Below are 22,988 nucleotides of genomic sequence, written 5' to 3' on the forward strand. Positions count from 1 at the left end.
GCACTGCTCGCCAGCGGTTGCGATCAAGGTGCCCGCCGGTCGAACTACTTGTGGCGATCGGTTGTAGGGGCATGTGCGCGTATGCTTGATCGCCTGCGGCAGGTCGTTGGGGCGCACCAAACTGCTTCCGCGCCCGCGCTCATTTGGAATCGGGCTTCTCCGTGATTGCGTAGGTTTGCAAGCACACCCCAGATAATGGGGTGGAAACGGCACCCAAGCCGGTTAGATAATGGTGATGATCACGACAGGCCGGGTGAGCTGGTTCAATCTCGAAAAGCAATTCGGTTTCGTCAAACTGGATGATCATCAGGGCGATGCATTCTTACGAATGGCCGTTCTGAAGGACGGCGGATTCTACTTTGTCCCGCGCGGCACAGCGGTAAGGGTTGAGGTGGAACTTGCTCGCGGCAAGTTTGCGGTCGTCAAGGTGCTCGACGTGGACACATCCACAGCGCAACATGGCGAGGCACCAGCACAGCCCCGCAAGGTGAAGAACTAGTCTGCCTTCGGCACTATGCGTTGCTTGGCGGTCTTCCTAAGCCGCCACGATTTTTAGGGAGAGGCTGGGGTGAAGAACCCATTACACCGAAGCAATGCAGACAAGGCGCGTGCTGCCGCCGCTGCCTCTAATCTACCCAACGTGCGCGAACGCGAACTGCGGTCCGCAGACGCGCATGACGCTGCTGCCACGCGTGAGGAAAACAGTGCCGCCAAACTAAAGGTGCGCCAAGCAGAGACTGCCCAGCGAAGAGCATCGGGCATCAACGCTGACGAAGATGAGAACGACGACGGCGGCGATCTCGATTAAACCCTGCCAAGTTCGACAGGAGTTAACCCTCTTGACGGAGAACTTCGGCTCCTATGCCGACGAATACGCCCAGGCTGATGAGCGCGATCGCGAAACGCGCCGGCGCCTTGCGGCTGCGTTCGGAGCGATCGCTCAGTCGATGCGAGTCAATTAGGGCTGGACAGCGCATCGCGACACTATGCGGCCCATCTCGAACTGCTCCGGCAATTGACTTGCGCTTAAAGCCGGGCGCCCACGGGGTCGAAGCGTGCCCGAGGAGGTCGAGAGGAGCGCACCAGAGCAAGCTGAACAAGAAGCCCTCTTCTACATCGAAGGCCCCGACGAGCGCGGCTGCGTGTGGATGCACGGCACCAGTTCAAGCGATCCGTGGGCGGAGAACCTGGGTCCGCAGGATAAGGTTGCCGAAGTGCTCTCGCACTGGCTCGCCCTCGATCGAAAACGCGGAGACAGGGTAACGTGAGCGGTATCGTGGAACGCGCTTGCCAGCTAGCGTCGGAATGCCGATCGATGGACGAGCTTCGCCACAAGCTGTCCAAGGAAGGGCATGAGAGCGTCGACGCGCATCTATCGGGCGGATCGCTACGCAAGAGCCTTCTGAAGCTGCTGAAGAGCAAGGGTTAGCTGAGTAATCCGCGTGCGGGTTCGAACATCACCGGCAGGCTGCTACATTCTTAATAACACGGATTAATCCGCCGCAACCCACAGCTCGCACGATCATTGGGATGCCCAGTATTAGCGAGCAACGGATCTACAATGGCGAATGTGAGTGTCGGCGGCCCAATAGTTAGCTTCCACTGCGACCACGGAGAATCTAACCGCCCCGGTGGCCGGATCTCTCAAGAAGACCTTCTGGCGCGAGAGATGGCGGAGCGAGCGGCAGCTAAGAAGAGCACGGACGCAGCTGCGCGACGCGTCCACCAGGAGCTCGCAAAACTCTACGCGGAGCAACGGGTAGGGAGCGCTAGGCGTGGGTAGCGTCAGGTTGGGCGCGGCAACCCTTTGGATCTTTATCGTCGCGGTGTTTGCTTACGTGTTCTGGGTAGCCGTGCACTGACTGCAGATGTGAGCGCCGCGCCCTTGCCGACCGACAATCAGCTGTCCTACGCGGCGCGGCGTGAAGCTGCAGGTTGGAACCTCGCTGATAACAGACGACGCGGAGCGCTACCGAAAACGCGCCCAGGAATGTCGTGTTCTGGCGGCGGAGGCACGGGACGATCGCGACCGGCACGCTTTGCTGGAAGTGGCCGAGGATTTAGAGATCGAAGCTGCCGAGATCGAAGCGCAGGCGGCAAAGCACATCGCTAGTTCGGGCCAGCCGTGGAACGCCTCGCTGCCTGATGAGTCCTGATGTTCGATGCGAGAAGAGGCGCAACGGTTCTGGGCGCGTGCCCGCGAGTGCCGGGTCATAGCGGACAGCACCGCCGACGAGGCGGCGCAGAAGCTGCTGCTCGAGATCGCTGAAGATTTGGAAGCGGAAGCTCGCAGTATCGAAGCCGATTCGCCTCAACCGAGCTAGGACGCGGGTTGAGCGTCTAGCTTGGCCACGAACCGGTCACGCTGCCACAACTCACATTTGACGCCGAGCTTCATTCGCCGGGCGAAAACAATCGCCTCGTCGTCGTTCTTAGCGTCAATCTCGTGCGACCTGGTGATCTTACCGACGCCGTCCAAGCAGTAGATCCGATACTGCGCCATGTGCCTTTGCCCCCGGCGGCAGGTTAGCAGTTATCCACAGGCGAAACGAGTCGTTGCGCTTGCTGGGCGCGCTAGGCAGCAGCATCCTCACGAACCTTCACTGCTTCAGCGAATGGCAAGCGGTGAACTAGCTCGCCTCGGTCGTTCCTGACCTCTATCCTCAAGTCGAGGTTGATCTCGCCCGTCGCTGCATCGCCGGCGATTATCGATCGTGCTTGGCGAAGAGTGTCCGCTGCGATCTGGCCCTCCGCCATCTCGACGCCTTCAGGGTCGAGGATCGTGTCCGTGCCGTCTACGAGATGGAAGAAATAGCGACCCATGTTGCACTCCTCAAAAGGCGGGAGCGCTAACGGTCTCTCAGGCGGTAACAGCCGAGTAGGGCTACCGATGATTAGTACATAAGGGGTGCTTGCCGTACTTACACTGATGCAAATCAGCGCGGTGTCTGTTTCAAGGCAGTGCGGTCATCAGGTGCGCTGGTTACAGAGGATCGAGCACCACAAGCCTAGCCTGCTTCCTACCGCACCTGGAGCACTTCAGCCGGCTCTGTGCTTGCCTCAGCGGCACCAAGCCGAACGATGCCACAGCTCTAGGTCCGGTGATCGTATGGGCCGCGGCGCAGCTTCCGCAATCAACCCGCAGGCTGCACCCGAAGCGCACCAGGTCGCCCGTAGTGCGGACGTGCTTTGTGGACATGCCATCGGGATAAGCGGGCGAGAACGATTCGTGAACACACATCAAACGGCTGAGTGTTCCACGCGCGCTACTAGCCTCGAACCCTGCCAAACTTCACAGACACCACGGTGAGCTAGGCTACGAGCATGGGCCAACGCCGAGTGGTCGTTCACCCCGAGAACTTCGTGCACCTTTGCAAATCCGCCTTCTTCATTGAGGCAGTAAATCCGATATTGCTTCATCGCTTTCAAAGCCGGCTAAAGCGCGCCTCCTTTGTTCCGAGTCGCGTGTCCGACATTATCGTCAGCGACGACTGGGTTCAAAACGCGCAATGCGCGGTACCTTGGCGCCGCGAAAAAGCTTTTAAGGTCATCTGAGTGAGTATGCCAACTTCGCGACAGCTTCGCACCAGTCCCTGCCGTCAAGGAAGCTTGCACGGCGGTTTCCCACCCATCCCTGCTAATAACGGAATGTCTGCTTTCGACCCATTGCAGACATAAGCTTTCCCGTTTCTAACGGGCTGATGAACACGTCGGATGTTGCCACGCCCAATCTCCCCTCCCGCGACTTTGAGAACACCTCGCGCTTCTACCGCAGTCTTGGCTTCGTCGAGACTTGGCGAGACGACGGTTGGATGATTATGAAACGAGGCGACCTGCTGGTTGAGTTTTTCCACCATCCAGATTTTGACCCCAGCACGAGCGCGTTTGGCTCCTGCTTCAGATTGCAGGACGTTACCGCTTTCTACCAAGAAGTCCTCGCGGCGGGGGTGTCGGAACAAGCGAGTGGACGGCCGAGCGCCCATCCACCGAAGCGTGAGAACTGGGGCGGATTAGTCGGAGCAGTGATCGACCCGGATGGAAGCTTACTCAGGCTAGTTCAGGCGCCCGATTGAAGTCTGCTTGCCAGCCAAAGCAGACATTCAAGCCCCGGATACCTCATGTGAGGATAGAGTGAATCACGCCTGTGCTGACCGACTATCAGATAGAACAGGCGATCAAGGTATTTGGAGGGTTCCCGTTAAGGCTCCAGCACGCTGAAGAGTTAAGTGCCGATAGGTAAGTTAAGGCGGACTGTTAAGAAACACGAACTTCAGCTAAACATCTGTAAATATGTATAAACTTTGCACAGTCTGAAGTGTGAGCTTTGGATATTTGGGCAGGTCGTTTCAGAGTGGACTGGGATGGCTCCAGCCGGATATCTCTAGGACTTCGGCTGCTTTTCTGTGTCAGGCTTGCGATGGCCGCACAGCCGCTCTGGCCCGGAGTACGGCGTCCGTTCTCCTAGTGCGCTTCACCTCCTCCAGGGTCCATTCCGGCCCAGCAGGGGCTATCCCGTTGTGCTTCGCCGCCACCTCAAGCCATCCATTGTATGACGCCCGAGCAGTACCGGAAAGACTGCGGACTCCCTGACACGTATCCAATGACTGCCCCGAATTACTCTGAGCAGAGGCGGGCTATGGCAAAGCAAATTGGCTTAGGGAGTAAGCGGAAGAGTGAGCGCAAGTAAAGAAAGTCTGCAAAATCCAACTAGGCATGACTCTACCTTCCGTTAGGGTGATATCTAAGAGTGTTTTAAGTACTTAGATATATGTAACGGAAAGTCCCTAATACATTTCACTCCGTTTACCCTACCTGCTTGTTGTCTGTTCTCCTTGAAAGAGAGAGAATGGAAGCCACGCCACGTTTGATACCTAATGAATGCATTAGGACGTATATCACCCTGCTGTTCGCAGTAGATAGGTTATCCCTTCGGCCTGTATCTGGCCTTCAGGGGGGCCGGAAGGTCTACGAACGTAAGCTCGCTTGGAAAGAACCCCGGAGTCGGTGCTGACCTATGTGAGCTTCTGCATTCGTGATTGGGGATGGGCTTTGGAGCCGACCATCAAAGCCAATTCGTGAATGTCTCAGTTGTGATCAGCCCAACTGAAGAAGCTGTTTGGCTTGGGTGATTGTTTAACGACGTTCCAGCCAATGTAAGGGTCAGTCTTGAGAAATATCATACCAAAAAAGCGGTCGGAAATCAACCAACCGCTTTTCTGCTTAGACTAGAAAGATAACTTTTGGATTGCAGAACACGATAACATAGTCTTCGTTCATCACGGCACGAAATCCACGGACTCGGACTTCGCGCAGAAACTGGTCGAGACTGGCATATCTATGAATACTGCTGAGCTTGCGCTTTATTGCACCACCGCGCTTGGCGGTAGCACTAGAAAATGCTTGTTCTATCCATTTATGGGAAGAAATTCGTCTTGGCAATCATTGGGCCTCCTTTCTGATAGATTTCCATTTCTGGATGACGGATAAATACACCATCCGGAATCGCCGTTCCACCGTCAGTGACTACAACTACCACATTATCTTCTAGAGATTTTGCTATTTGTTTCTACTGTCCAGAACTCATCGAAGTTTATACTTTCGATCATGCTGGTTAGTCGCTGAACAGTACCTTGCTTCAACATGCCGTATCCCGCCGTGACGGTTTTCTGATTGTGACCGAGCGCTACTTCAATCTCGTCATCTAAATAGCCGGCTTGACGGAGTAGATCGGCGACGGTGTGTCTGAAAGAATGAGAGCCGAGCCCGTCTGCATTCGCCTTAATGCCAATGCGGCGAAGGTAGTCGCGCCAGAAGCGGGACGGTATTGCTCCGATGCAGTCGCGGCTGTTCCGTTCCAGATTGGGGAATAGGAATTCATCCTCGCACCCGGCTTCATCGCGGCGCTGCTTGACGAAGTGCAAGAACCCCAACTCGATGAGCTTGTGGTGCAGGGGGGCAATTCGGTTCTTGCCTGATTTGGTTTGCTGTCCACGAGCAGCGTCATGCCGGATGCACAGGTACGGGGTGTCGCCGTCCGCTTGCACGTCATCGCAGCGCAACTGCGCAATCTCGCTAATGCGGGCACCAGTGAATAGGCAAACGAGCGGTATCCAGAACCGCCAATCTCTTGCCTGCTTCGCGCCTGGACGGTGTTCACGTCCGTCGCATTCGAACCCGGTGAACAGTGGTGATTGCAGCAGCTCGGTGAGTTGCACCGACGAAAACGGCGGGCGGGGGTTTCGACCTTTGACCAAGTCATAGAACAGCCCATCGCAGGGATTGCGGTCGGCATAGTCATTACGGACGCACCAGCCGAAGAATGGCGAAACCGTGGACAGGTACTTGTTCACGGTGGTTGGGCTAAGCTTCCGCGCACCACTCTCGCGGGCCTTTGCGGCTGCTTCGCGAAGCGAAAGGTCTCGGTAGGCGGCGGCGGAGTTGAAAGCCGGGGGGAGTGCCGCAACCGTGTCACGCCAGTCCCTGATATCGGCCGGGACGATGCTGCGAGCACTTCGATGATCGCCGACGAACGAGGCGAACTGCCGGACGATTACGCGGTCCTGCGCTACCGTGTCCGCCCGCTTCCGACCCTCTGCCAAGCGTTGCTGGGCGTAGCGTTCAAAGAGGAGGACGATAGGCTCGCCATCGGCTCGGCCGGTGCTTCTGGCCTTGAGGCCAGCACGAACAACTTTGCTGCTCGGCTCCACGGCAAAATTGCCGTTCTTCCACTCCATTTCAACGCGAAGGCGATCAATCAGAGCTTCCGCGACCATCTGCCCGAGCCGCTCACGAGTCTCGTCCGTGAGCGTCCAGCCGTTTTCGGTAGCCAACTGCTCGGCAACGTACCGCCACAGGCTAGCCTCGGAGGTTTCGCGTTGCTCAAGGTATCGCCGACGCCGCTGCCCTAGGTGGTTCAGGTAATGACCAAAACCGTCCGCCCCAGCGTCCTTGGCTGCTGACCACCATTCGTTAAGCATGGCGTCAGTGCGCGTGTATCCAAGGTCCGTGGCCGCTCGTTGCAGGTCCACCTCGGCGGGCTCCTGGCTGGACTGGGCTGACGGCAGGGCCCGGGCGTCCCATTGTCTCATGAGGCCAAGACGAAGCTCCGCTGCACGTAGGGACGCGATCTTGCGATCAGCCGTTCCAAGGCTCTGCTGAACAATCTTTCTCGCCTCGACGAGCCGAAACCGTACCGGCACGGCCATGCGGAACCACAGGTGGCGAGCGCCAGGCTTGCGCCACAAGTAGCGTTCGGGGGTATCAGGTCTGGCGCGTTTCCTATGCTGCATCCGCGATTCTGTATGGTCGCGGCGAATCACGCTCAACGGCGAGTCGTTTCCGAAGTGCAGAAACTTCTCTCCGCTCGCTGCAAGCGTTGCAAAACGGCTGGCACGGCGCTCGTCTCTATACCCACGCCTATACATTCCGCGCCGAAAAGTGACGTGTTGTCAGTAAGTTACTGATCTAGCGCCCTTTGCCGTCTGATCGCCGTGAATCCTCTCTCCCCGACCAACTCTTTGCCTCCGTCTCCGGAGGTCCGCCGGGGCTGATCGCCCCCTCGCGTTCTAACCGCTATTTTAACCTTGTCCGCGTAAGCGGATCACATGGCTCGGTTCGCCACACGCCTGCTTCGTTGCAGCGCGGCCGCTATGGCTTGCGCAATCGGAGCGCTGTGCGCAGCGCCGGCGGACGCCCAGGCCAACCTCGACCTATTTTCCGCGGACGCGTTTCAGCTGACCGGCGACGTTCGACTGGTCGCGGTCGATGGTGAGCCAAGCTGGGTCGATGGCGGCTTCGGTAAGCTCCGTACCGGAAGCGACGGCGACATCCGTGTCCAGCCGCAGCTCGGGAACATGACCCTTGCGTGGCAGCCGCACTTTACGTGGTCGCTCGGTGCAACCGTGGTCGGGCAGCTTCAGGGCGGGCAGCGGACGGAAGCCGGGCTTAGCCAGGCGTTCCTGAGCTTCAAAGCGATGCGCGGCAGCAGGGTTTCCGTGTCTGCCAGGGCTGGCCTGATGTGGCCCGCGATCTCGCTCGAGCATGAAGGCGCCGACTGGCACGTGCGCGATTCGATTACTCCCTCTGCAATCAACAGCTGGGTGGGAGAGGAAGTCCGGCCGGTTGCGGTCGAGGGGACCGCCGCCGTGAGTATTGGCGAGCACAAGCTGCGTTTCACTGCGGCGGCGATGGCCGGCAATGACACAGCCGGCACCCTCCTGACATTCCGCGGCTGGGCGCTCCATGACCGGGTTACGCTCGCGTTCCGCCGCCAACCGCTGCCGCCCCTCGACGGAGAGATCGCGGAGTATCAGCCGCGCTTCACGCATCCGCTGCTGGACGTGCACGCAGGCTTTGCCGACCGCCCGGGCTATTACGCGAAGTTCGTTTGGCAACCGCCTGTGCCCGTCCGCATCGAGCTATTCCGCTACGATAATCGGGCGAATCCCGAAGACGCGAACCCAGACCTGGAATGGGGATGGCGCACCCGCTTCAGCCAAATTGCCGCCGCGGCCGACCTTGGAGGCGGATTGCAGCTGAAGTCGCAGGCGATGAGCGGGACGACGCGCATGGGTTTCTATGAGGGCGCGAACCGGCTCGTCGAAACGCGGTTCCGCTCGGCCTATCTGCTCGCCAGCCGGGCGATCGGGCGTATCGGCCTCGCCGGGCGGATCGAAGCCTTCGACACCCGCAACGACGGCAGCGAGGTGGCCGACGAATATAACGACAGCGGCTGGTCAGGGATGATCGCCGGAAAGCGCGAGTGGGGACCGGTGACCGGGCTCGTCGAACTGCTTCACGTATCGAGCCGGCGGCAGGATCGCGGCGAGTTGGGGCTCTCCCCACGTCAACGGCAAACGCAGCTCCAGACCGAAGTACAAATACGCTGGTAACCACGTTCGGTAGGGCAGGCGTTTACCCTCGCCCGCTTAATCTCCCGCGATGGTGCGTGGACTCATCAGTTTTGCGGCAGGCCTGTGCCTGTCGGGTGCGGCGCTTGCCGCTCCCTTGTCGGTGCGCGTGGTGGATTCTTCGGGCAAGCCGGTGCGCGACGCGGTCGTCACCTTCTACCCTGCCTCTGGCGCTCGTCCCGCCCGGGCCGCCGGCCGCTACCTAGTCGCCCAGCGTAACCTCCAGTTCCAGCCGTTCCTGTCGATCGTCCCCGTTGGCGCTGACGTGTCGTTCCCCAACTTCGACCCGACCAAGCACCACGTCTATTCCTTCTCACCCGCCAAGCGGTTCGAGTTGAAGCTGTTCGCCAAGGACCAGTCGCGCACCGTTCGTTTTGAGAAACCGGGCGTCGTCGCACTGGGCTGCAACATCCACGACGCCATGACGGCATTCATCGTCGTCACGGACAGCGCCTGGACGGCGCGCACCAATGCGCAAGGCATGGCGAACTTCGCCGACGCACCTGCAACCGCTGGCCGCCTGCAGGTCTGGCACCCTTACCTGCGCGCACCGGGTCCCCTGCAGCAGGCGATCGGCGCTTCGCAACGCGCGCTGCGCGTCGCCGTGCGGCTCCGACCACCGCCGGCGCCGATGAATATGTCGGACTACTAACAGGTGCGGTCATTCCGCTCACTGAGCGCCAGGCTGACGGTCCAGTTCGCACTGCTGTTTGCGGGCGCGATGCTAGCCGTCTCGGCGGCGCTTTCGACGTTCATTGCAGGCTCGGCGTCACGAGAGGTCGCCGGCCAGCTCCAGTCGAGCGGTGCCGTCTACGATCGCCTGTGGCAGCAGCGGGCGCACGAGCTTCAGAACGCCGCGCAGTTGCTTGCCCGAGATTTCGGCTTCCGCGCGGCCGTTGCGACGGGTGACGCAGCGACGATCCAGTCGGCCCTGCGCAACGCCGCTGCACGACTCCGGGTGCACACGGCTTTCATCGTCAGCGCCGACGGCACCACGGCAGGAATCGACCCGGCGATCCGCCCGGCCGAGGCGAAAGCCTTGTGGACGCCTTTGGACGACGGGCATCTGACCGGAGTGGCCGTGCTCGCCGGTCAACCGCGGCAGGTTGTCGCTGCTCCGATCATGGCACCTACGCTGATCGGCTGGGTCGTCTTCGCCGCCGAGCTCGACCAGCGAGAGATGCGTTCGCTGGAACGCCTGTCCGCAATTCCGCTTCACGCCGCCGTTCTGGCGCGGAGCCATGGCCGCTGGTCCGAGGCTGCGGGAAGCATGTCGGCGCTCAGCCCTGGAGCGGCGGCCAAGGCCGAGGCGCATGTCGGCACCGGCACCGCGTTTGAGATGACGCTCGGGTCTCGGCGTTCGATCGCGCTCGCCAAGCAGTTGCCGACCTTCTCCGGATCCGGGGACGCGGTCCTGCTTCTGGCTTACCCGAAGGCAGAAGCGCTGGCGGACGCACGCAAGCTACAGATTGCGCTCGCCGTCATGACGTTGCTGGGATTGCTCGCGGCAGCGTTCGCAACTTGGCGCGCGGCGGGCCGCATCACGCAGCCGCTTGCTCGTCTCGACGAAGCTGCCGGCCGGCTTGCTGCTGGCGAGCACGTCCATGTCCGGGTGCGCGGATCAGACGAGCTGGCGCGCCTCGCCGACAGCTTCAACGACATGGTCGGCAAGATCGCCGAGCGCGAGCAGCGCATCACCCAGCTTGCGTTCAATGACGTCCTCACCGGCCTTCCGAACCGGACCATGTTCCAGCAACAGCTCGAGCACTTGCTGCGTGTGTCGAGCGGCAACGGGAGCCACTTCGCGCTTCACTGCCTCGATCTCGACCAGTTCAAGGTCATCAACGACACGCTCGGTCACCCCGCGGGGGACGCCTTGCTGATCGAATCCGGGCACCGCCTGCTTGAAGCCGCCAAGGGGCACTTCGTCGCGCGGCTCGGCGGCGACGAGTTCGTCGTGCTCCAATCGCTTCGCGGCGACCGCAATGCAACCGATCACCTGGCTGCCGACATCCTGCAAACGATGCGGCAGCCATTCCGCATCGACGGCAACGAAGTGATGCCATCGACCAGCATCGGTATCGCCATGGCGCCGGAAGACGGCGTCGATGCCGAAACGCTCCTGCGCAGCGCCGACCTGGCGCTTTACCGCGCCAAGGAAGCCGGCCGCGGCACGTTCGCCTTCTTCGAAGAGAGCCTCAACGAGCGTGCCCAGGAGCGCCGGCAGATCGAGACCGACCTTCGGGCGGCGCTGCTGCGCGGTGAATTCGAGCTCTATTATCAGCCACTGTTCGATCTGGAGCAGAACCGCATCTGCTCGTTCGAGGCGTTGATCCGCTGGCGCCACCCCGAACGCGGTCTGGTTTCGCCCGCCGATTTCATCCCAGTTGCCGAAGATACGGGTCTGATCATCCCGATCGGTGCCTGGGTCATTCGCGAAGCATGTGCGCAAGCCACGCGCTGGCCGGAGCACGTGCGCATCGCCGTCAATGTTTCACCGGTGCAGTTCCACCGCGCAGCGCTTCACGAGACGATCTTGCGTGCCCTTGCCGACAGCGGCCTCGCGCCGTCACGGCTGGAGGTAGAGATCACCGAGTCGATTTTCCTCGAAGGGAGCGACGCGACCCTGAAGCTGCTCCACTCGCTTCGCAGCCTTGGAGTCCGCATTGCGCTCGACGATTTCGGGACGGGATATTCGTCGCTGAGCTATCTGCAGAGCTTCCCGTTCGACAAGCTCAAGATCGACCGCAGCTTCATCCAGAACCTGCTGACGCGCGACGGTGCCAGCGCGATCGTGCGCGCCATCACCGAGCTTGCGCACGCACTCGATATCGAGACCACCGCCGAGGGCGTGGAGGAAACAGCGCAGCTCATGGAATTGCGCTCACATGGCTGCTCGTCGGTGCAGGGCTTCCTGTTCGCGGAGCCGATGTCGCTCGTCGACGTCGAGCAACTCTTCCACGACGATGATCTCGGCATGAAGAACGTCGCCTAGTCAGGCGAGGTCGGAAATCTCCGGTCCGATCCCGCGAACATCAGTGACGCCGGTCAGGGCCAGCGCGACCCGCATTTCCCCTTCGATCAGCTCCAAGACATGGGCAACCCCAACCTCGCCTGCAGCGGCAAGCGCATATGCCCAGGCGCGGCCAAGCAGGACGAAGTCAGCACCCAGCGCGATCATGCGAACCACGTCGAGGCCCGAACGGACGCCACCGTCGGCAAGCAGGCTAACGCGGCTCCCGATTGCATCCCTGATCCGCGGCAGTGCCTGGGCCGTGGATCTCACCCCGTCGAGTTGCCGACCCCCATGGTTCGACACGACAAGCCCATCCGCGCCGCCATCAACCGCTGCGCGCGCATCTTCCGCCTCGAGGATGCCCTTGATGACGAGCGGTCCGGGCCACTCTGCCCGAAGCCACTCGACGTCCTTCCAGGTGACGCTCGGATCGAAGTTCCTGGCGATCCAGCCCATGAAGTCCTCAAGCCCGCTCCCGCGGCCGAGCAAAGGTTCGACGTTGCCGAGCGTGTGGGGGCGGCCGCGCACTCCCACGTCCCAGGCCCAGGCCGGGCGAAAGAGCGACTGAGCCAGCCGTCGGCTGCTCCCGCGGAGTCCCGAGGATCCCGCAAGGCCTGAACGATGGTCACGGTAGCGGCTGCCCGGCACCGCGAGGTCCACGGTCACCAGCAGCGCGCCGCAGCCGGCCTCCCTTGCGCGCGCGACCATTTCGCGGACGAAGCCACGGTCCTTCACGAAGTAGAGCTGGAACCAGGACGGCAGGCCCGCTCGCGCAACCTCCCCAATCGAACAGGCCCCGACCGTTGACAGTGCGAACGGCACGCCTGCCTTGGAAGCGGCGCGGGCGGCCTGCACTTCGCCGCGCCGGGCATAAAGGCCGGAGAGCCCGACGGGCCCGAGGCCGACCGGCATTGTGTGACGCTCGGCGAATAGTTTGGTCGTAAGGTCAATATTGGAGACATCGCGCAGCACGCGCTGGCGGAGCGCAATCGCCTGAAGATCCTCGACATTCCGCCGCAGGGTCAGTTCGTCGTACGAGCCGCCATCCAGATATTCGAACAGGAAGTGGGGCAGCCGCGCCTTCGCGAGCGCGCGATAGTCAGTGACGTTGACCGCTTTCCGGCTCAAGCGAGGTTTCGGCCGCCCGTTTCCATGGCTTCACTTGCCACTGCCGCGGCCAAACCCTCAAGCGCTTTCACGTGGTCGCGGAATGCGTGGCGCCCGGCCGACGTCAGGCTCGCCCACGTTCGCTGCCGCCCATCCGACGCAGCTTTGCGTAGCGAGACGTAACCTGCATCGGCCATTGCGGAGAGGTGCTTGGACATCACCGAGTCGCTCGCGCCCGTGATGTTCTTGAGGAGCGCGAACTCGGCTTCCTGCGCCTGGGCGAGGACTGCCGCGATCTGCAGTCGCGCCGGCGGGTGGAGCACCGCGTCGAATCCCGTGGGGACGTCCATCCTCTAAGCGCCCATTTCGCGGACGAACACGCGCTGCCACAACACGCTTCCCGCCGTTCCGATTGCAAAGCCGATGAGCCCCAGCAGCAGGGGCATCTGGTGGTCGTTTCGGCTGAGGGAATAGTGCACGCTGAGCGCGTAGAGCGGCACCCAAAGCGCCAGGAGCCCAAAGGTCACGACGCGGGTCTTCCCGCGCCGGTAGCCGTTGATGAACATTCCCATGCGCTTGCGGTCCGAGCGAATTATCAGCGGGATGCAGGCGAGGACGAGGACAAGGATCGCCGTGCGGATCGCGAACTCGAACGCAAAGCTCGCGATTAGCCCGCCCATCATCAGCCCGAACACCGCGTGACGCCACGGTGGACAATTCGCCGCGCGCGCCATTTGCGCCTCTGCGGCGCGCTTTGCATCGAGCGCAGACAATGCTTCCGAATGATCCATGATTACCCCTTTCACTTTCCAATGCGGAAAGTGATAGTGCAACTTTCCACATTGGCAAGTGAAAACTTTCCGATGTGGAAAGTCGCTAGCTCGCGAAGCTCGGGTCGAGCCGGTAAGCCTTCCGCTTGAGCGCGGGCCAAGCGAGGAAATTGGCAGCCATCGGCAGCCCGACGGCACCCTGTTGGGCGGTGACTTCCGGCGAGCCCTGCGGCGGGTGATTCAGGTTGTCGCCGGCAGACAGCGCCATGATCTGCGCCTGACAGGCGCGCTCCAGATAATAGAGTCGAATGAAGCATTCACCGACGTTCTTGCCGATGGCGAGCGTGCCGTGGTTGCGAAGCAGCATCGCGTTCTTGTGGCCGAGGTCCTCGACCAGCCGCTCCCGCTCATCGAGGTCTACCGCAACGCCCTCGTACTCGTGAAAACCGACCTCGCCCCGGATCAGCATCGCCGTCTGCGTCAGCGGCAACAGCCCTTCCATGTGAGCCGACACCGCCTGTCCGGCAGGCGTGTGGAGGTGCATCACGGCCTGGGCGTCGTCGCGCGCCAAGTGGATCGCGGAGTGGATGATGAAGCCGGCCGGGTTGGTGATGAACGGCGTCGGTTCGACGGGATTGCCGCTCGCATCGACCTTGACGAGCGAGGATGCCGTGACCTCCTCGAACATGAGATTATACGGGTTCAGCAGGAAATGGTGCTCGGGCCCCGGCACCCGCGCCGATAAATGCGTGAAGATCAGGTCGTCCCAACCGTAATGCGCAACCATCCGATAAGCCGCGGCGAGATCGACGCGGACCGCCCATTCTTCGGCGCTAACCTTGCCTTCAAGCGAGGGGATCTCGACGGAATTCAGCGGTGTCAGCTCGCCGATGCCGCGGTTGATGCCTTCCACGCGGTTCATGGACGCTGCTCCTGCCGGTCCGGGTGCGCCGCTGCGAACGCCTCGAGCCGGTTGGCATTCTCGTCGACCCGAAGCAGGGTCGGGAAATCATCGATAGGCACGTTGAACCGTCGGGCATTGTAGAGCTGCGGCACGAGGCAGACGTCGGCGCCGGTGGGGCCGTTGCCCCACAGGAAGTTGCCGGCACGCGGCCTTGCAAGTGCCTCAAGTGCGGACAGTCCCTCGCGGAGCCAGTGCGCATACCAGGCGTCGACCTCCTCCTGCGAATGGCCGAGCTCGCTCTTCAGGTAGCGAAGGACGCGCAGGTTGTTCAGCGGATGGATGTCGCAGGCGACCGCCATGGCCAGTGCGACCACGTGCGCGCGCTCCGCTGCGACAACCGGGATCAGCGGCTGGTTGGGATAACGCAGGTCCAGATAGTTGATGATCGCGAGGCTCTGCGTGAGACGCTGGCCGTCGATCTCCAGCGCTGGCACGAGACCTTGCGGATTGATGGCGAGAAAAGCGTCGGACCGCTGTTCGTTCTCCAGCAGGTTCACCTGCCGGCTTTCGTAGTCGACGCCCTTGAGGTTCAGCGCGATCCGCACCCGGTAGGCCGCCGAAGACCGCGCATAGTCGTAGAGAATGGGACGGCTCATGCCTTGCTGTTACTCTCCACCACGGAACCGCGCCACCACCTCGGCGGGCACGCGGATCGGCCGGCCGGACGCCTTGTCGATGATTGCCCATTGAGTCTTCGCGCGGACGCGCACCATGCCGTCGGCACCGGCGAACTCGACGAACCGATCGAACCGGGCGCCCTGCGGGGCATCGCCGACCCAGGTTCGAGCGATCAGCCGGTCGCCCGCGTGGGCCCCGCGCAGATAGTCGATCTCATGCCGCACCACGACCCAGTAGTAAGCCGCCTTGTGCCGCGGGTCGGCAACCGAGTCCCAGTGGGAAACCGCGACCTGCTGCACCCATTGCACCCACACCGCATTGTTGACGTGCCCCAGTTCGTCGATGTGCTCGGGCTCAGCAGTGAGCGCATATTTGAAAACGGGTGGGCTCACGCGGCAGGCTTGGTCAGCGCGAACTGATCGGCAAGTCCCGCGACGGCGACGAACTCGTCGATCGCGGCCTTCGGGTCGGCCTTCTTCTGGTCGAGCAGCTTCGCGAGCGCGGCCGAAACGGCAGGATTGTGCGCGCGCTCGTCGAACAACGCCATCCATTCCGCACGCGTCACTGTCTCGTCGGAGCCGTAGCGGCCGATCAGCGTTCGAACGAAATCCGCGAAGTCCCCGCCGCTGGCCTTCTCGGCCGCAAGCGCAAGGATCACCCCGCACGCGTAATAAGCCCGGAAATCGCCCTCGCGCTCAAAGGCGGTGGAGATTCCGCCATGTGCGAGGAAGGGCACGCATTCGGTCCTGGCTTCCGACAGTCGCGCCTTGATGTCGAAGGCAGGGTCCGCGGCGGCGGTCGCGCGGAAAGCGAGAAGCTCCGCACCGCCTTCCGTGATCCAGCTCTCGCGCGGGTGGGAATAGTGGACCGCCTGCCCAAGCCAGAAGTGCGCCGCCTCGTGGCTGACGAACCATCGTGCATATTGGCTGACCTTGTCGCTGGGATTGAGCAACGCGTCGCCCTTGAGGGTCATCACCACCATGCCGGGAAGAACGCTGCCGCTCAGGCTGATGTGGTGCGGCTCACGCCCGGCCCAGGATACCAGTAGCGTCGGCTGGCCGACGGGTGAGGGACCAAGCTCGTCTCGATAGTGACCGAGGATGCGGGGCATCTCCGTATTGAGATATGCCGCGATCCACTTGGGCAGCGCCGGGTCCATGATCGTCGTCATGGCAGCACCGATCACGGGCTTCGCGCGCCCGAACAGAACGTAAGCTCCGCCATCATCCAGCGTCGGGCGGCGTTCCCGCTTGCCATGGACAAGCACGGCTCCGGCGCGGTCGACGAACGTCATGATCGTGGGCCGGTCATTCTCCGGCAGGCTGGACTCGCCGGGGGCAAGTCCACGCGCCGCGGCGGCGGACGCCACCGGCAGCAGCTTGAACTCATCTCCGTAGAGAGCGACAGAATGGTCGGCGAAGACCAGCGCCGGCGTATAGCCACCGTCGACATCTTCCGCAGAGGGCGTGAAGCTCAGCCGAACGTGGGCGGGCACAGCGCCGTTCGTTCCCACCAGCGCGTCGAAGTTGCCCAGCCGCTTCAGCTGCACGCCCGGCGTCTCCACCCGCACCGTCCCGAGCCGCCAGGGAGTGCGCGACTCGCGGGGAAGCGCGGACTTGGCGAAGGCCCAGACGGGCGCCCGCGCCAGCAGTCGGTAATCGGCCGTCCAGCGATCCCCGTGCCGCTCGACCGCGACCGTCGCCACTGGCGAAGGAGCGGCTTGCGCCGCGCTGCAGGCACCCAACGCCAAAAGCGCCAGCAGCCAGCGCATTACTGCACCTGCGTCAGCATGAATGCGTAGGTCTCGGCGACTTCGTGCAGCTTTTCCCACCGCCCCGACTTGCCGCCGTGCCCCGCGCCCATGTTGATCTTGAGCAGCAGCAGGTTGCCGTCCGTCTTGCTCGCGCGGAGCCGCGCTGCCCACTTGGCCGGTTCCCAGTAGGTGACGCGGGGGTCCGTGAGCCCGCCCGTGATGAGCAGCGGCGGATAATCCTGCGCCTTCACGTTATCATACGGGCTGTAGCTGCGGATGTACTCGAACGCCGCCTTGTCCTCGATCGGGTTGCCCCACTCGGGCCACTCGCCGGGAGTCAGGGGAAGCGTGTCGTCGAGCATGGTGTTGAGCACGTCGACGAAGGGAACGTCGGCAACCACAGCGCCCCACAGGTCGGGATCGGAATTGACGACAGCGCCCATCAGCTCGCCGCCAGCCGAGCCGCCGTTGATGGCGATCTTGCCCGCGCTAGTGAATCTCTCGGCGACCAAACCCTTCGCGGCATCGACGAAGTCGTTGAAGGTGTTCGTCCGCTTGGTCAGCTTTCCGTCGAGGAACCACTTGTAACCGAGGTCGTCGCCGCCGCGGATGTGGGCGATGGCGCAGGCCCAGCCGCGGTCGAGAAGGCTGATCCGGTTGGAATTGAATGCCGGCGGAATCGCATGCCCGTAGGCGCCATAGGCGTAAAGGAAGAGCTTGCCGTCGCCAGTCTTCTCGAACCCCTTCTTGTAGACCACGGACACGGGCACTTGCGCGCCGTCGCGCGCGGGCACCATCAGCCGCTCGGTCGTGTACAGCGAGGCATCGTAGCCTGACGGGATCTCCTGCACCTTGCGGACCTCGAGTTCGCCGCTGCCGGGCGAATAATCGAAGGTCGTCATCGGCGTGACCATCGATGAGTAGCCGAGCCGGTACGAGTCCGGCGCGAACTCGGGGTTGCCGTGGAAGAAGGCGGTGTAGCTCGCTTCCTGGAAAGGGATCCGCTGCTCCTCACCAGCGTAGGTGCGCAGGAGGAGCTGGTCGAGGCCCTCCACCCGGCTGCTGATCGCCAGGTGATCGCGGTAGGACGTGACCCCGGTCAGGTACACACTGTCGGAGCCTGCGATGACGGTGCGCCATTCCGCCGGGCTCGCGATATCGGCTGCGGCAAGGCGGAAGTTCACATGCTCGTCATTGGTGTGGATCCAGAGTTTCCCGTGCGCCGCATCCACGTGATACTCGCGGTTTTCCTGACGCGGCGAGATGAGGGTCAGCGGCTGCGAAGGGTCGGCGGCAGACACGAACCGCACCTCGCTTGTCGCGTTGTCACCAGTCGAGATGAAGATCAGGCTCTTGTCCTGCGACTTGCCGACTCCGACGGAGAAGCCGAGCTCCTCCACTTCCTCATAAAGCGTGACGTCGTTCGACGTTGGGGTGCCGAGTCGGTGGTAGCGGGCCCGATAGCTCCGCCAATTGTCGTTGACCTCCGTGAAGACGATCCCGTCTGATCCGCTGGTCCATACCGGCTGGCCAATGCCGACTTCGGTAATTGTCTCCAGGTCCTTGCCGGTTGCAAGCTCCCGCACCCGCAGCGTGAACCGCTCGGAGCCATTGTCGTCGATCAGCGTCGCCAGCAGTTTGCCGTCGGGGCTGACGTCGAGCGCACCAAGGCGGAAGTATTCCTTGCCCTCGGCTTCGACCGGCTCGTCGAACAGTCTCTCGTCGGCGCCCCCGCGCACCGGCTTGCGCCACCAGGTGCGATACTGCGCGCCCGGCTTGAACGCCCACCAGTAGAGGTGGTCGCCGTCGCGGAGCGGGACCGAGCTGTCGTCCTCCTTGATGCGCCCCTTCATCTCCTCGAACAGGCTGTCGAGCAGCGGACGGTGCTGCCCGGCCCATATATCGAAATAGGCGTTCTCGGCCTTCAGATAGGAGAGGACATCGGGGTCATCGACTTCAGGGTACTTCGGGTCGCGTAGCCAATGCCACGGGTCCTCGATGGTCACGCCGTGGCGCTCGTAGCTGTAGGGGCGCTGCTGCGCGATCGGCGGCTGGGGAACTTCCACTGGCTTGTCCATGCGCAGCGGAAAGCAGCAATGCCCCCTTCGCGTCCACCCCTAATCGGTGGCAGACAAGCGTTCCGGCGAACCGCTCAATTTCGGGAGCGGTGGCCCCGGCCATAAACATAGGAGGCATTGATCCGGCTCTGGATGGGCCGCCCCTGGGCGTCGCGTGCCGGTGCGAACCGGCCGCGCTCGACGAGAAGGCGGCAGGTCATCCCGTCAAGCTGCGGATTGCCGCTCGAGCGCGTCACGCTGCAGTTGGAAACGCGTCCCTCGGTTCCCACTGCGAATTGAACGGCGACAGCGCCGCGGTAGCGGGCGCGCCGGTTGTCGGCGTCCGTGGGACCACCGCCGATCATCCGAGGCGGGGTCGCCGCGGATCGGAACGATGAGGGCGGTACTGTCCCCAGCGCTGGACCATCGCTTGGGGGGCCGAGCGGACCGGGCGAGCGGGCAACGGCGAACGGCTGCGCTGCCGGTGGGGGCGACGGCGCCGTCTGCGCGGGCGGCACCGGCGCATCGGCAATCGGCGAAGCTGCGGCAGTCTGCGGCTGCGCGTCCGTGGCCCCGCCGTCGACGTTGCCCGGCGCGGGATCGCCACCTGTGAAGGCGAACTCCGTGTGCGCTCGACGCTTCACCTCGGCGGCGCGTGCCGTGCGCTCGGGCGCTGCATCCGATTGGGTCGGTTCGGTCGGGGGCGCCACATCTGCCTGTGGCGTCGCGGGTTGCGCTCCCGGCAATAATTGCGCGACGGTCTCGTGGGCTACGGAAGCGAGAGAACGGTTCGCTTCGCGGCCATGCGACGCTTGAGGGTCACTGCTCGGCCAGACGACGAGCAGCAATGCACCGACGGAAAGGGTCACAGCCGCAGCAATGCCGAGGTCCATTAGCGGCAGCCGGCCTCTGCCCTCAGCCGCTTCCGCATCCTCCTTGAAGGTGTCGCGGTCCTGCACCGGCGCGCTGATCGCCCGAGTGCTCCAGTCCGCACTATCGACGAACGGCTCATCCTCCTCGACTGCGATCGGCTCAGCCTCGCTGCGCAAAGGAAATGCCGAGACCGGCTCAGGCTCGTGCCGTGGCACCTCCACAACTGGCACGGCTGGCGCCTCGTGCGAGGCGAGCGCTTCGCTCCCGCCAAAAGCCGCAGCGGCAACAGCGGCCTTGCCCGCCTTTTTCGGAGCCCGCTTTCGCTTGGCAGGCCGGACCAGCGCGTCGGTCGCTGCATCGGTCCCCGACCCGACGATACTCGTCTTGGCCGGAGCCTTCCTGGCAGCCTGTCTCGGCTTGGCGGCTGCACGTGCCCGGGGGAGAGCGGTCGCCGGCCGCACCGACTCGTCGTAGGCGCGCCGTCTCACCGGGTCACCGAGCGCCGCATATGCAGTCTTGATCTCACGAAGGCGCTGCGGCCAGCGGTGGATCGGCACGTCGAGGCGATAGCCGTTGCCATGGATCAGCCAATCGAACGCCGAATCGATTTCGCTGCTCGTCGCGTCAGGCGCGAGCCCGAGGACATCGTATGGGCTCGTGGCTCCGAGCAAACGGCTCATGGCAGGCTCCGGGCAGAAAAAAGCTTAACAACAATCGGTTAACCATAACCTACCCTCGTTTTCGCTGCAGGTCGAATCCACCTCTCCCGCTCCAGCTCTGAAGGGGAGCGGGTCGAGATACGCACGGTGCTACCGTGTTGCAGGTGCCGGGGGTCTGCCGCATTGGCCGGCCCGTGAGTATCGGCAGTAGGCGTGACTCGGCGGAGCGGCGCGCCGGCAAGCGCCGACCTCTTTAAGAACGCCGCCTGTTGGACTAGCTGAAAGGCAAGGGAGTTTGCCGATGTCCAGCTATGCCGACCGCCTCAAGGCACTTCGCGAACAACTCAAGGCCGACCGGCTCGACGGCTTCGTCGTCCCGCTGACCGACGAGCATATGAGCGAATATGTCGGAAGCTACGCGCAGCGGCTCGCCTGGCTGACAGGCTTCCAGGGCTCTGCCGGGTCGGCGGTCGTCCTGCCCGAGGAAGCGGCGATCTTCGTCGACGGGCGCTACACGCTTCAGGTCCGGCAGCAGGTCAGCCCGACCGAGTGGAGCTACCAGTCGGTGCCTGAGACTAGCGCAGCCGACTGGCTGAAGGATCATGCGCCGCAGGGCGGCCGCATTGGCTACGACCCTTGGCTGCATACAAGCGAGTGGGTGAAGAGGGCTCGCGAAGCGCTTGCCGCGCGCGGCGCCGAACTGGTGCCAGTCGAGCAGAACCCGATCGACATCATCTGGAACGACCGTCCCGAGGCGTCGAACGCTCACCTCGTCGTCCAGCCCGACGAGCTTGCCGGAAAGTCTTCGGCGGAGAAGCGGACGGAGATCGCCGACTGGCTGACGAAGCAGCACGCGGACGCCGCCGTCCTGTCCGCGCTCGATTCGATCGCCTGGGCGTTCAACGTTCGCGGCGCCGACGTCAGCCACACGCCCGTCGCGCTCGCTTATGCGCTGGTCCATGCGGACGGCACCGCCGACCTGTTCGTCGCTTCGGAGAAGATTGGGCCTGACGTGCGCCAGCATCTTGGCAACGGGGTGCGGCTCCACGAGCGGTCCGAGTTCGAGTCTGCACTGTCGCAGCTCGGCGCGAAGACGGTCGCCGTGGATCCCGAGCGTGCCGTCGCGGCGATCTTCGACGCACTCGAGCGCGCAGGCGCCAAGGTCGTGCCGCTGCGCGACCCGACGATCCTGCCCAAGGCGATCAAGAACCCGGCCGAGATTGCCGGACAGAAGGCAGCCCAGGAGCGCGACGGAGCTGCCATTTCGAAGTTCCTGCGCTGGCTGGACGTCGAGACCCCGAGCGGTGGGATCGACGAATTGACCGCATCCGACAAGCTGGAGTCACTGCGCCGCGAGAACGGCGAGCTTCGCGACCTCTCGTTCGATACGATCTCGGGGGCCGGTCCGAACGGCGCGATCGTCCACTACAAGTCGAGCGAGAAGACGAATCGCACGCTCGAGCCCGGCTCGCTGTACCTTGTCGATTCCGGCGGCCAGTACGTCGACGGCACCACCGACATCACCCGGACCGTTCCCGTGGGCGAACCCACCGACGAGATGTGTGACCGCTTCACGCGAGTTCTCAAGGGGCACATCGCGCTTGCGACCGCGGTGTTCCCGAAGGGCACGCGCGGCAGCCAGCTCGACAGCTTTGCCCGCCGCCCGCTGTGGGAAGCCGGCCTCGACTACGCGCATGGCACGGGTCACGGCGTCGGCAGCTTCCTTGCCGTCCACGAAGGGCCGCAGCGCATCTCACCGGTCGGAAGCTCGCAGAGCGGCGGCGACGAGCCGCTCCAGGCGGGCATGATCCTCTCCAACGAGCCCGGTTATTACAAGACGGGCGAATACGGCATCCGCATCGAGAATCTGGTGCTGGTCGTCGAGCGGGAGATCGAAGGCGCCGAGAAGCCGATGCTCGGCTTCGAAACGCTGACCTTCGCGCCGATCGACCGGCGCCTCATCAAGGCGGAGATGCTCAGCGCCGACGAGCTTGGCTGGCTCAACTGCTACCATGCGCACGTTCTGGCGAAAATCGGGCCGCGGCTGGCGGGCGAAGAGCTGGCGTGGCTGCAGCGCGCTTGCGCCGCCATCCTCATCGAGGACTAGCGTAGGCCAAGGACGAAAATGGTGCTGCCGGTGAGGATTGAACTCACGACCTCAGCCTTACCAAGGATGCGCTCTACCACTGAGCTACGGCAGCACTTTTCGTGGGACGCGCGCCTATGAGGGGCGGGGCCTTGATGTGTCAACCCAAGTCCGGC

General features: G+C 63.0%; 23 protein-coding genes and 1 tRNA gene. 12 read left to right on the plus strand and 12 right to left on the minus strand.

Annotation, left to right across the window (positions count from 1 at the left end; translation table 11 throughout):
- The first annotated feature begins 229 nt into the window (after positions 1–229).
- From ACUXST_RS06935 to ACUXST_RS06960, 6 genes are all read left to right on the plus strand, one after another.
- The gene (locus tag ACUXST_RS06935) at positions 230–499 is read left to right on the plus strand and encodes a cold shock domain-containing protein (RefSeq protein WP_458389240.1); all 270 of its coding nucleotides are present in this window, start codon (positions 230–232) and stop codon (positions 497–499) included.
- A 69-nt stretch (positions 500–568) separates the two neighbouring features.
- Entirely contained in the window at positions 569–808 is a 240-nt protein-coding gene (locus ACUXST_RS06940; protein WP_458389241.1) for a hypothetical protein, read from the plus strand.
- Positions 809–839: 31 nt separating this feature from the next.
- Positions 840–962: a hypothetical protein gene (locus ACUXST_RS06945; protein ID WP_458389242.1), complete on the plus strand. Its 123-nt coding sequence runs from the start codon at positions 840–842 to the stop codon at positions 960–962.
- 93 nt (positions 963–1,055) lie between these two features.
- Positions 1,056–1,268 carry a hypothetical protein gene (locus ACUXST_RS06950; protein WP_458389243.1) on the plus strand — a complete coding sequence of 71 codons (213 nt, stop codon included), beginning with the start codon at positions 1,056–1,058 and terminating at the stop codon, positions 1,266–1,268.
- Between the two features lie 654 nt (positions 1,269–1,922).
- Positions 1,923–2,156: a hypothetical protein gene (locus tag ACUXST_RS06955; protein ID WP_458389244.1), complete on the plus strand. Its 234-nt coding sequence runs from the start codon at positions 1,923–1,925 to the stop codon at positions 2,154–2,156.
- Positions 2,157–2,162: 6 nt separating this feature from the next.
- Positions 2,163–2,324 carry a hypothetical protein gene (locus ACUXST_RS06960; RefSeq protein WP_458389245.1) on the plus strand — a complete coding sequence of 54 codons (162 nt, stop codon included), beginning with the start codon at positions 2,163–2,165 and terminating at the stop codon, positions 2,322–2,324.
- A 250-nt stretch (positions 2,325–2,574) separates the two neighbouring features.
- Here the strand turns inward: ACUXST_RS06960 and ACUXST_RS06965 are convergent, their stop codons facing one another.
- Positions 2,575–2,823 (minus strand): DUF6894 family protein, encoded by a 249-nt coding sequence (locus ACUXST_RS06965; protein ID WP_458389246.1) that lies wholly within the window; start codon positions 2,821–2,823, stop codon positions 2,575–2,577.
- 878 nt (positions 2,824–3,701) lie between these two features.
- On the opposite strand from ACUXST_RS06965, the gene ACUXST_RS06970 reads away from it, so the two are divergent.
- Complete coding sequence (locus tag ACUXST_RS06970) at positions 3,702–4,073, plus strand: bleomycin resistance protein (protein WP_458389247.1); 372 nt, start codon at positions 3,702–3,704, stop codon at positions 4,071–4,073.
- A 476-nt stretch (positions 4,074–4,549) separates the two neighbouring features.
- On the plus strand, positions 4,550–4,687 hold the full coding sequence (locus tag ACUXST_RS06975) for a MucR family transcriptional regulator (protein ID WP_458389248.1): 138 nt from the start codon (positions 4,550–4,552) through the stop codon (positions 4,685–4,687).
- A gap of 850 nt (positions 4,688–5,537) precedes the next feature.
- On the opposite strand, the gene ACUXST_RS06980 is transcribed toward ACUXST_RS06975, so the two are convergent.
- Positions 5,538–7,424, minus strand: coding sequence for a tyrosine-type recombinase/integrase (locus tag ACUXST_RS06980; RefSeq protein WP_458389249.1), 1,887 nt, complete (start codon positions 7,422–7,424; stop codon positions 5,538–5,540).
- 225 nt (positions 7,425–7,649) lie between these two features.
- On the opposite strand from ACUXST_RS06980, the gene ACUXST_RS06985 reads away from it, so the two are divergent.
- The 3 genes from ACUXST_RS06985 to ACUXST_RS06995 are packed head-to-tail and all read left to right on the plus strand — an operon-like array spanning position 7,650 to position 11,904.
- On the plus strand, positions 7,650–8,891 hold the full coding sequence (locus ACUXST_RS06985; protein ID WP_458389250.1) for a hypothetical protein: 1,242 nt from the start codon (positions 7,650–7,652) through the stop codon (positions 8,889–8,891).
- 52 nt (positions 8,892–8,943) lie between these two features.
- On the plus strand, positions 8,944–9,561 hold the full coding sequence (locus ACUXST_RS06990; protein ID WP_458389251.1) for a methylamine utilization protein: 618 nt from the start codon (positions 8,944–8,946) through the stop codon (positions 9,559–9,561).
- A 3-nt stretch (positions 9,562–9,564) separates the two neighbouring features.
- The gene (locus tag ACUXST_RS06995; protein WP_458389252.1) at positions 9,565–11,904 is read left to right on the plus strand and encodes a putative bifunctional diguanylate cyclase/phosphodiesterase; all 2,340 of its coding nucleotides are present in this window, start codon (positions 9,565–9,567) and stop codon (positions 11,902–11,904) included.
- Here the strand turns inward: ACUXST_RS06995 and ACUXST_RS07000 are convergent, their stop codons facing one another.
- The 9 genes from ACUXST_RS07000 to ACUXST_RS07040 all read right to left on the minus strand — a co-directional run bounded on the left by ACUXST_RS07000 (position 11,905) and on the right by ACUXST_RS07040 (position 20,747).
- Positions 11,905–13,053 carry an L-lactate dehydrogenase gene (locus ACUXST_RS07000; RefSeq protein ID WP_458389253.1) on the minus strand — a complete coding sequence of 383 codons (1,149 nt, stop codon included), beginning with the start codon at positions 13,051–13,053 and terminating at the stop codon, positions 11,905–11,907. It lies immediately after the preceding gene.
- The gene (locus ACUXST_RS07005; RefSeq protein WP_458389254.1) at positions 13,050–13,382 is read right to left on the minus strand and encodes a transcriptional regulator; all 333 of its coding nucleotides are present in this window, start codon (positions 13,380–13,382) and stop codon (positions 13,050–13,052) included. The genes ACUXST_RS07000 and ACUXST_RS07005 overlap by 4 nt, the downstream gene beginning before the upstream one ends.
- 3 nt (positions 13,383–13,385) lie before the next feature.
- Positions 13,386–13,823: a hypothetical protein gene (locus ACUXST_RS07010; protein ID WP_458389255.1), complete on the minus strand. Its 438-nt coding sequence runs from the start codon at positions 13,821–13,823 to the stop codon at positions 13,386–13,388.
- 85 nt (positions 13,824–13,908) lie between these two features.
- Positions 13,909–14,724, minus strand: coding sequence for a class II aldolase/adducin family protein (locus ACUXST_RS07015; protein ID WP_458389256.1), 816 nt, complete (start codon positions 14,722–14,724; stop codon positions 13,909–13,911).
- The gene (gene maiA / locus ACUXST_RS07020) at positions 14,721–15,362 is read right to left on the minus strand and encodes a maleylacetoacetate isomerase (protein WP_458389257.1); all 642 of its coding nucleotides are present in this window, start codon (positions 15,360–15,362) and stop codon (positions 14,721–14,723) included. Before maiA ends, ACUXST_RS07015 begins: the two co-directional genes overlap by 4 nt.
- Before the next feature lie 9 nt (positions 15,363–15,371).
- Complete coding sequence (locus tag ACUXST_RS07025) at positions 15,372–15,776, minus strand: acyl-CoA thioesterase (protein ID WP_458389258.1); 405 nt, start codon at positions 15,774–15,776, stop codon at positions 15,372–15,374.
- Positions 15,773–17,155, minus strand: a complete 1,383-nt coding sequence (locus ACUXST_RS07030; protein ID WP_458389259.1) for a hypothetical protein — start codon at positions 17,153–17,155, stop codon at positions 15,773–15,775. The genes ACUXST_RS07025 and ACUXST_RS07030 overlap by 4 nt, the downstream gene beginning before the upstream one ends.
- Positions 17,155–19,215 carry a S9 family peptidase gene (locus tag ACUXST_RS07035; protein ID WP_458389260.1) on the minus strand — a complete coding sequence of 687 codons (2,061 nt, stop codon included), beginning with the start codon at positions 19,213–19,215 and terminating at the stop codon, positions 17,155–17,157. The genes ACUXST_RS07030 and ACUXST_RS07035 overlap by 1 nt, the downstream gene beginning before the upstream one ends.
- A gap of 74 nt (positions 19,216–19,289) precedes the next feature.
- On the minus strand, positions 19,290–20,747 hold the full coding sequence (locus ACUXST_RS07040; protein WP_458389261.1) for a TonB family protein: 1,458 nt from the start codon (positions 20,745–20,747) through the stop codon (positions 19,290–19,292).
- Between the two features lie 280 nt (positions 20,748–21,027).
- Between ACUXST_RS07040 and ACUXST_RS07045 the strand changes: the two genes are divergently transcribed.
- Positions 21,028–22,833, plus strand: a complete 1,806-nt coding sequence (locus ACUXST_RS07045; protein WP_458389262.1) for an aminopeptidase P family protein — start codon at positions 21,028–21,030, stop codon at positions 22,831–22,833.
- Positions 22,834–22,852: 19 nt separating this feature from the next.
- Here ACUXST_RS07045 and ACUXST_RS07050 read toward each other — a convergent pair.
- A tRNA-Thr gene (locus ACUXST_RS07050) sits at positions 22,853–22,927 on the minus strand.
- Between the last annotated feature and the right edge of the window lie 61 nt (positions 22,928–22,988).

This window comes from Sphingomonas sp. F9_3S_D5_B_2 (assembly GCF_054263715.1).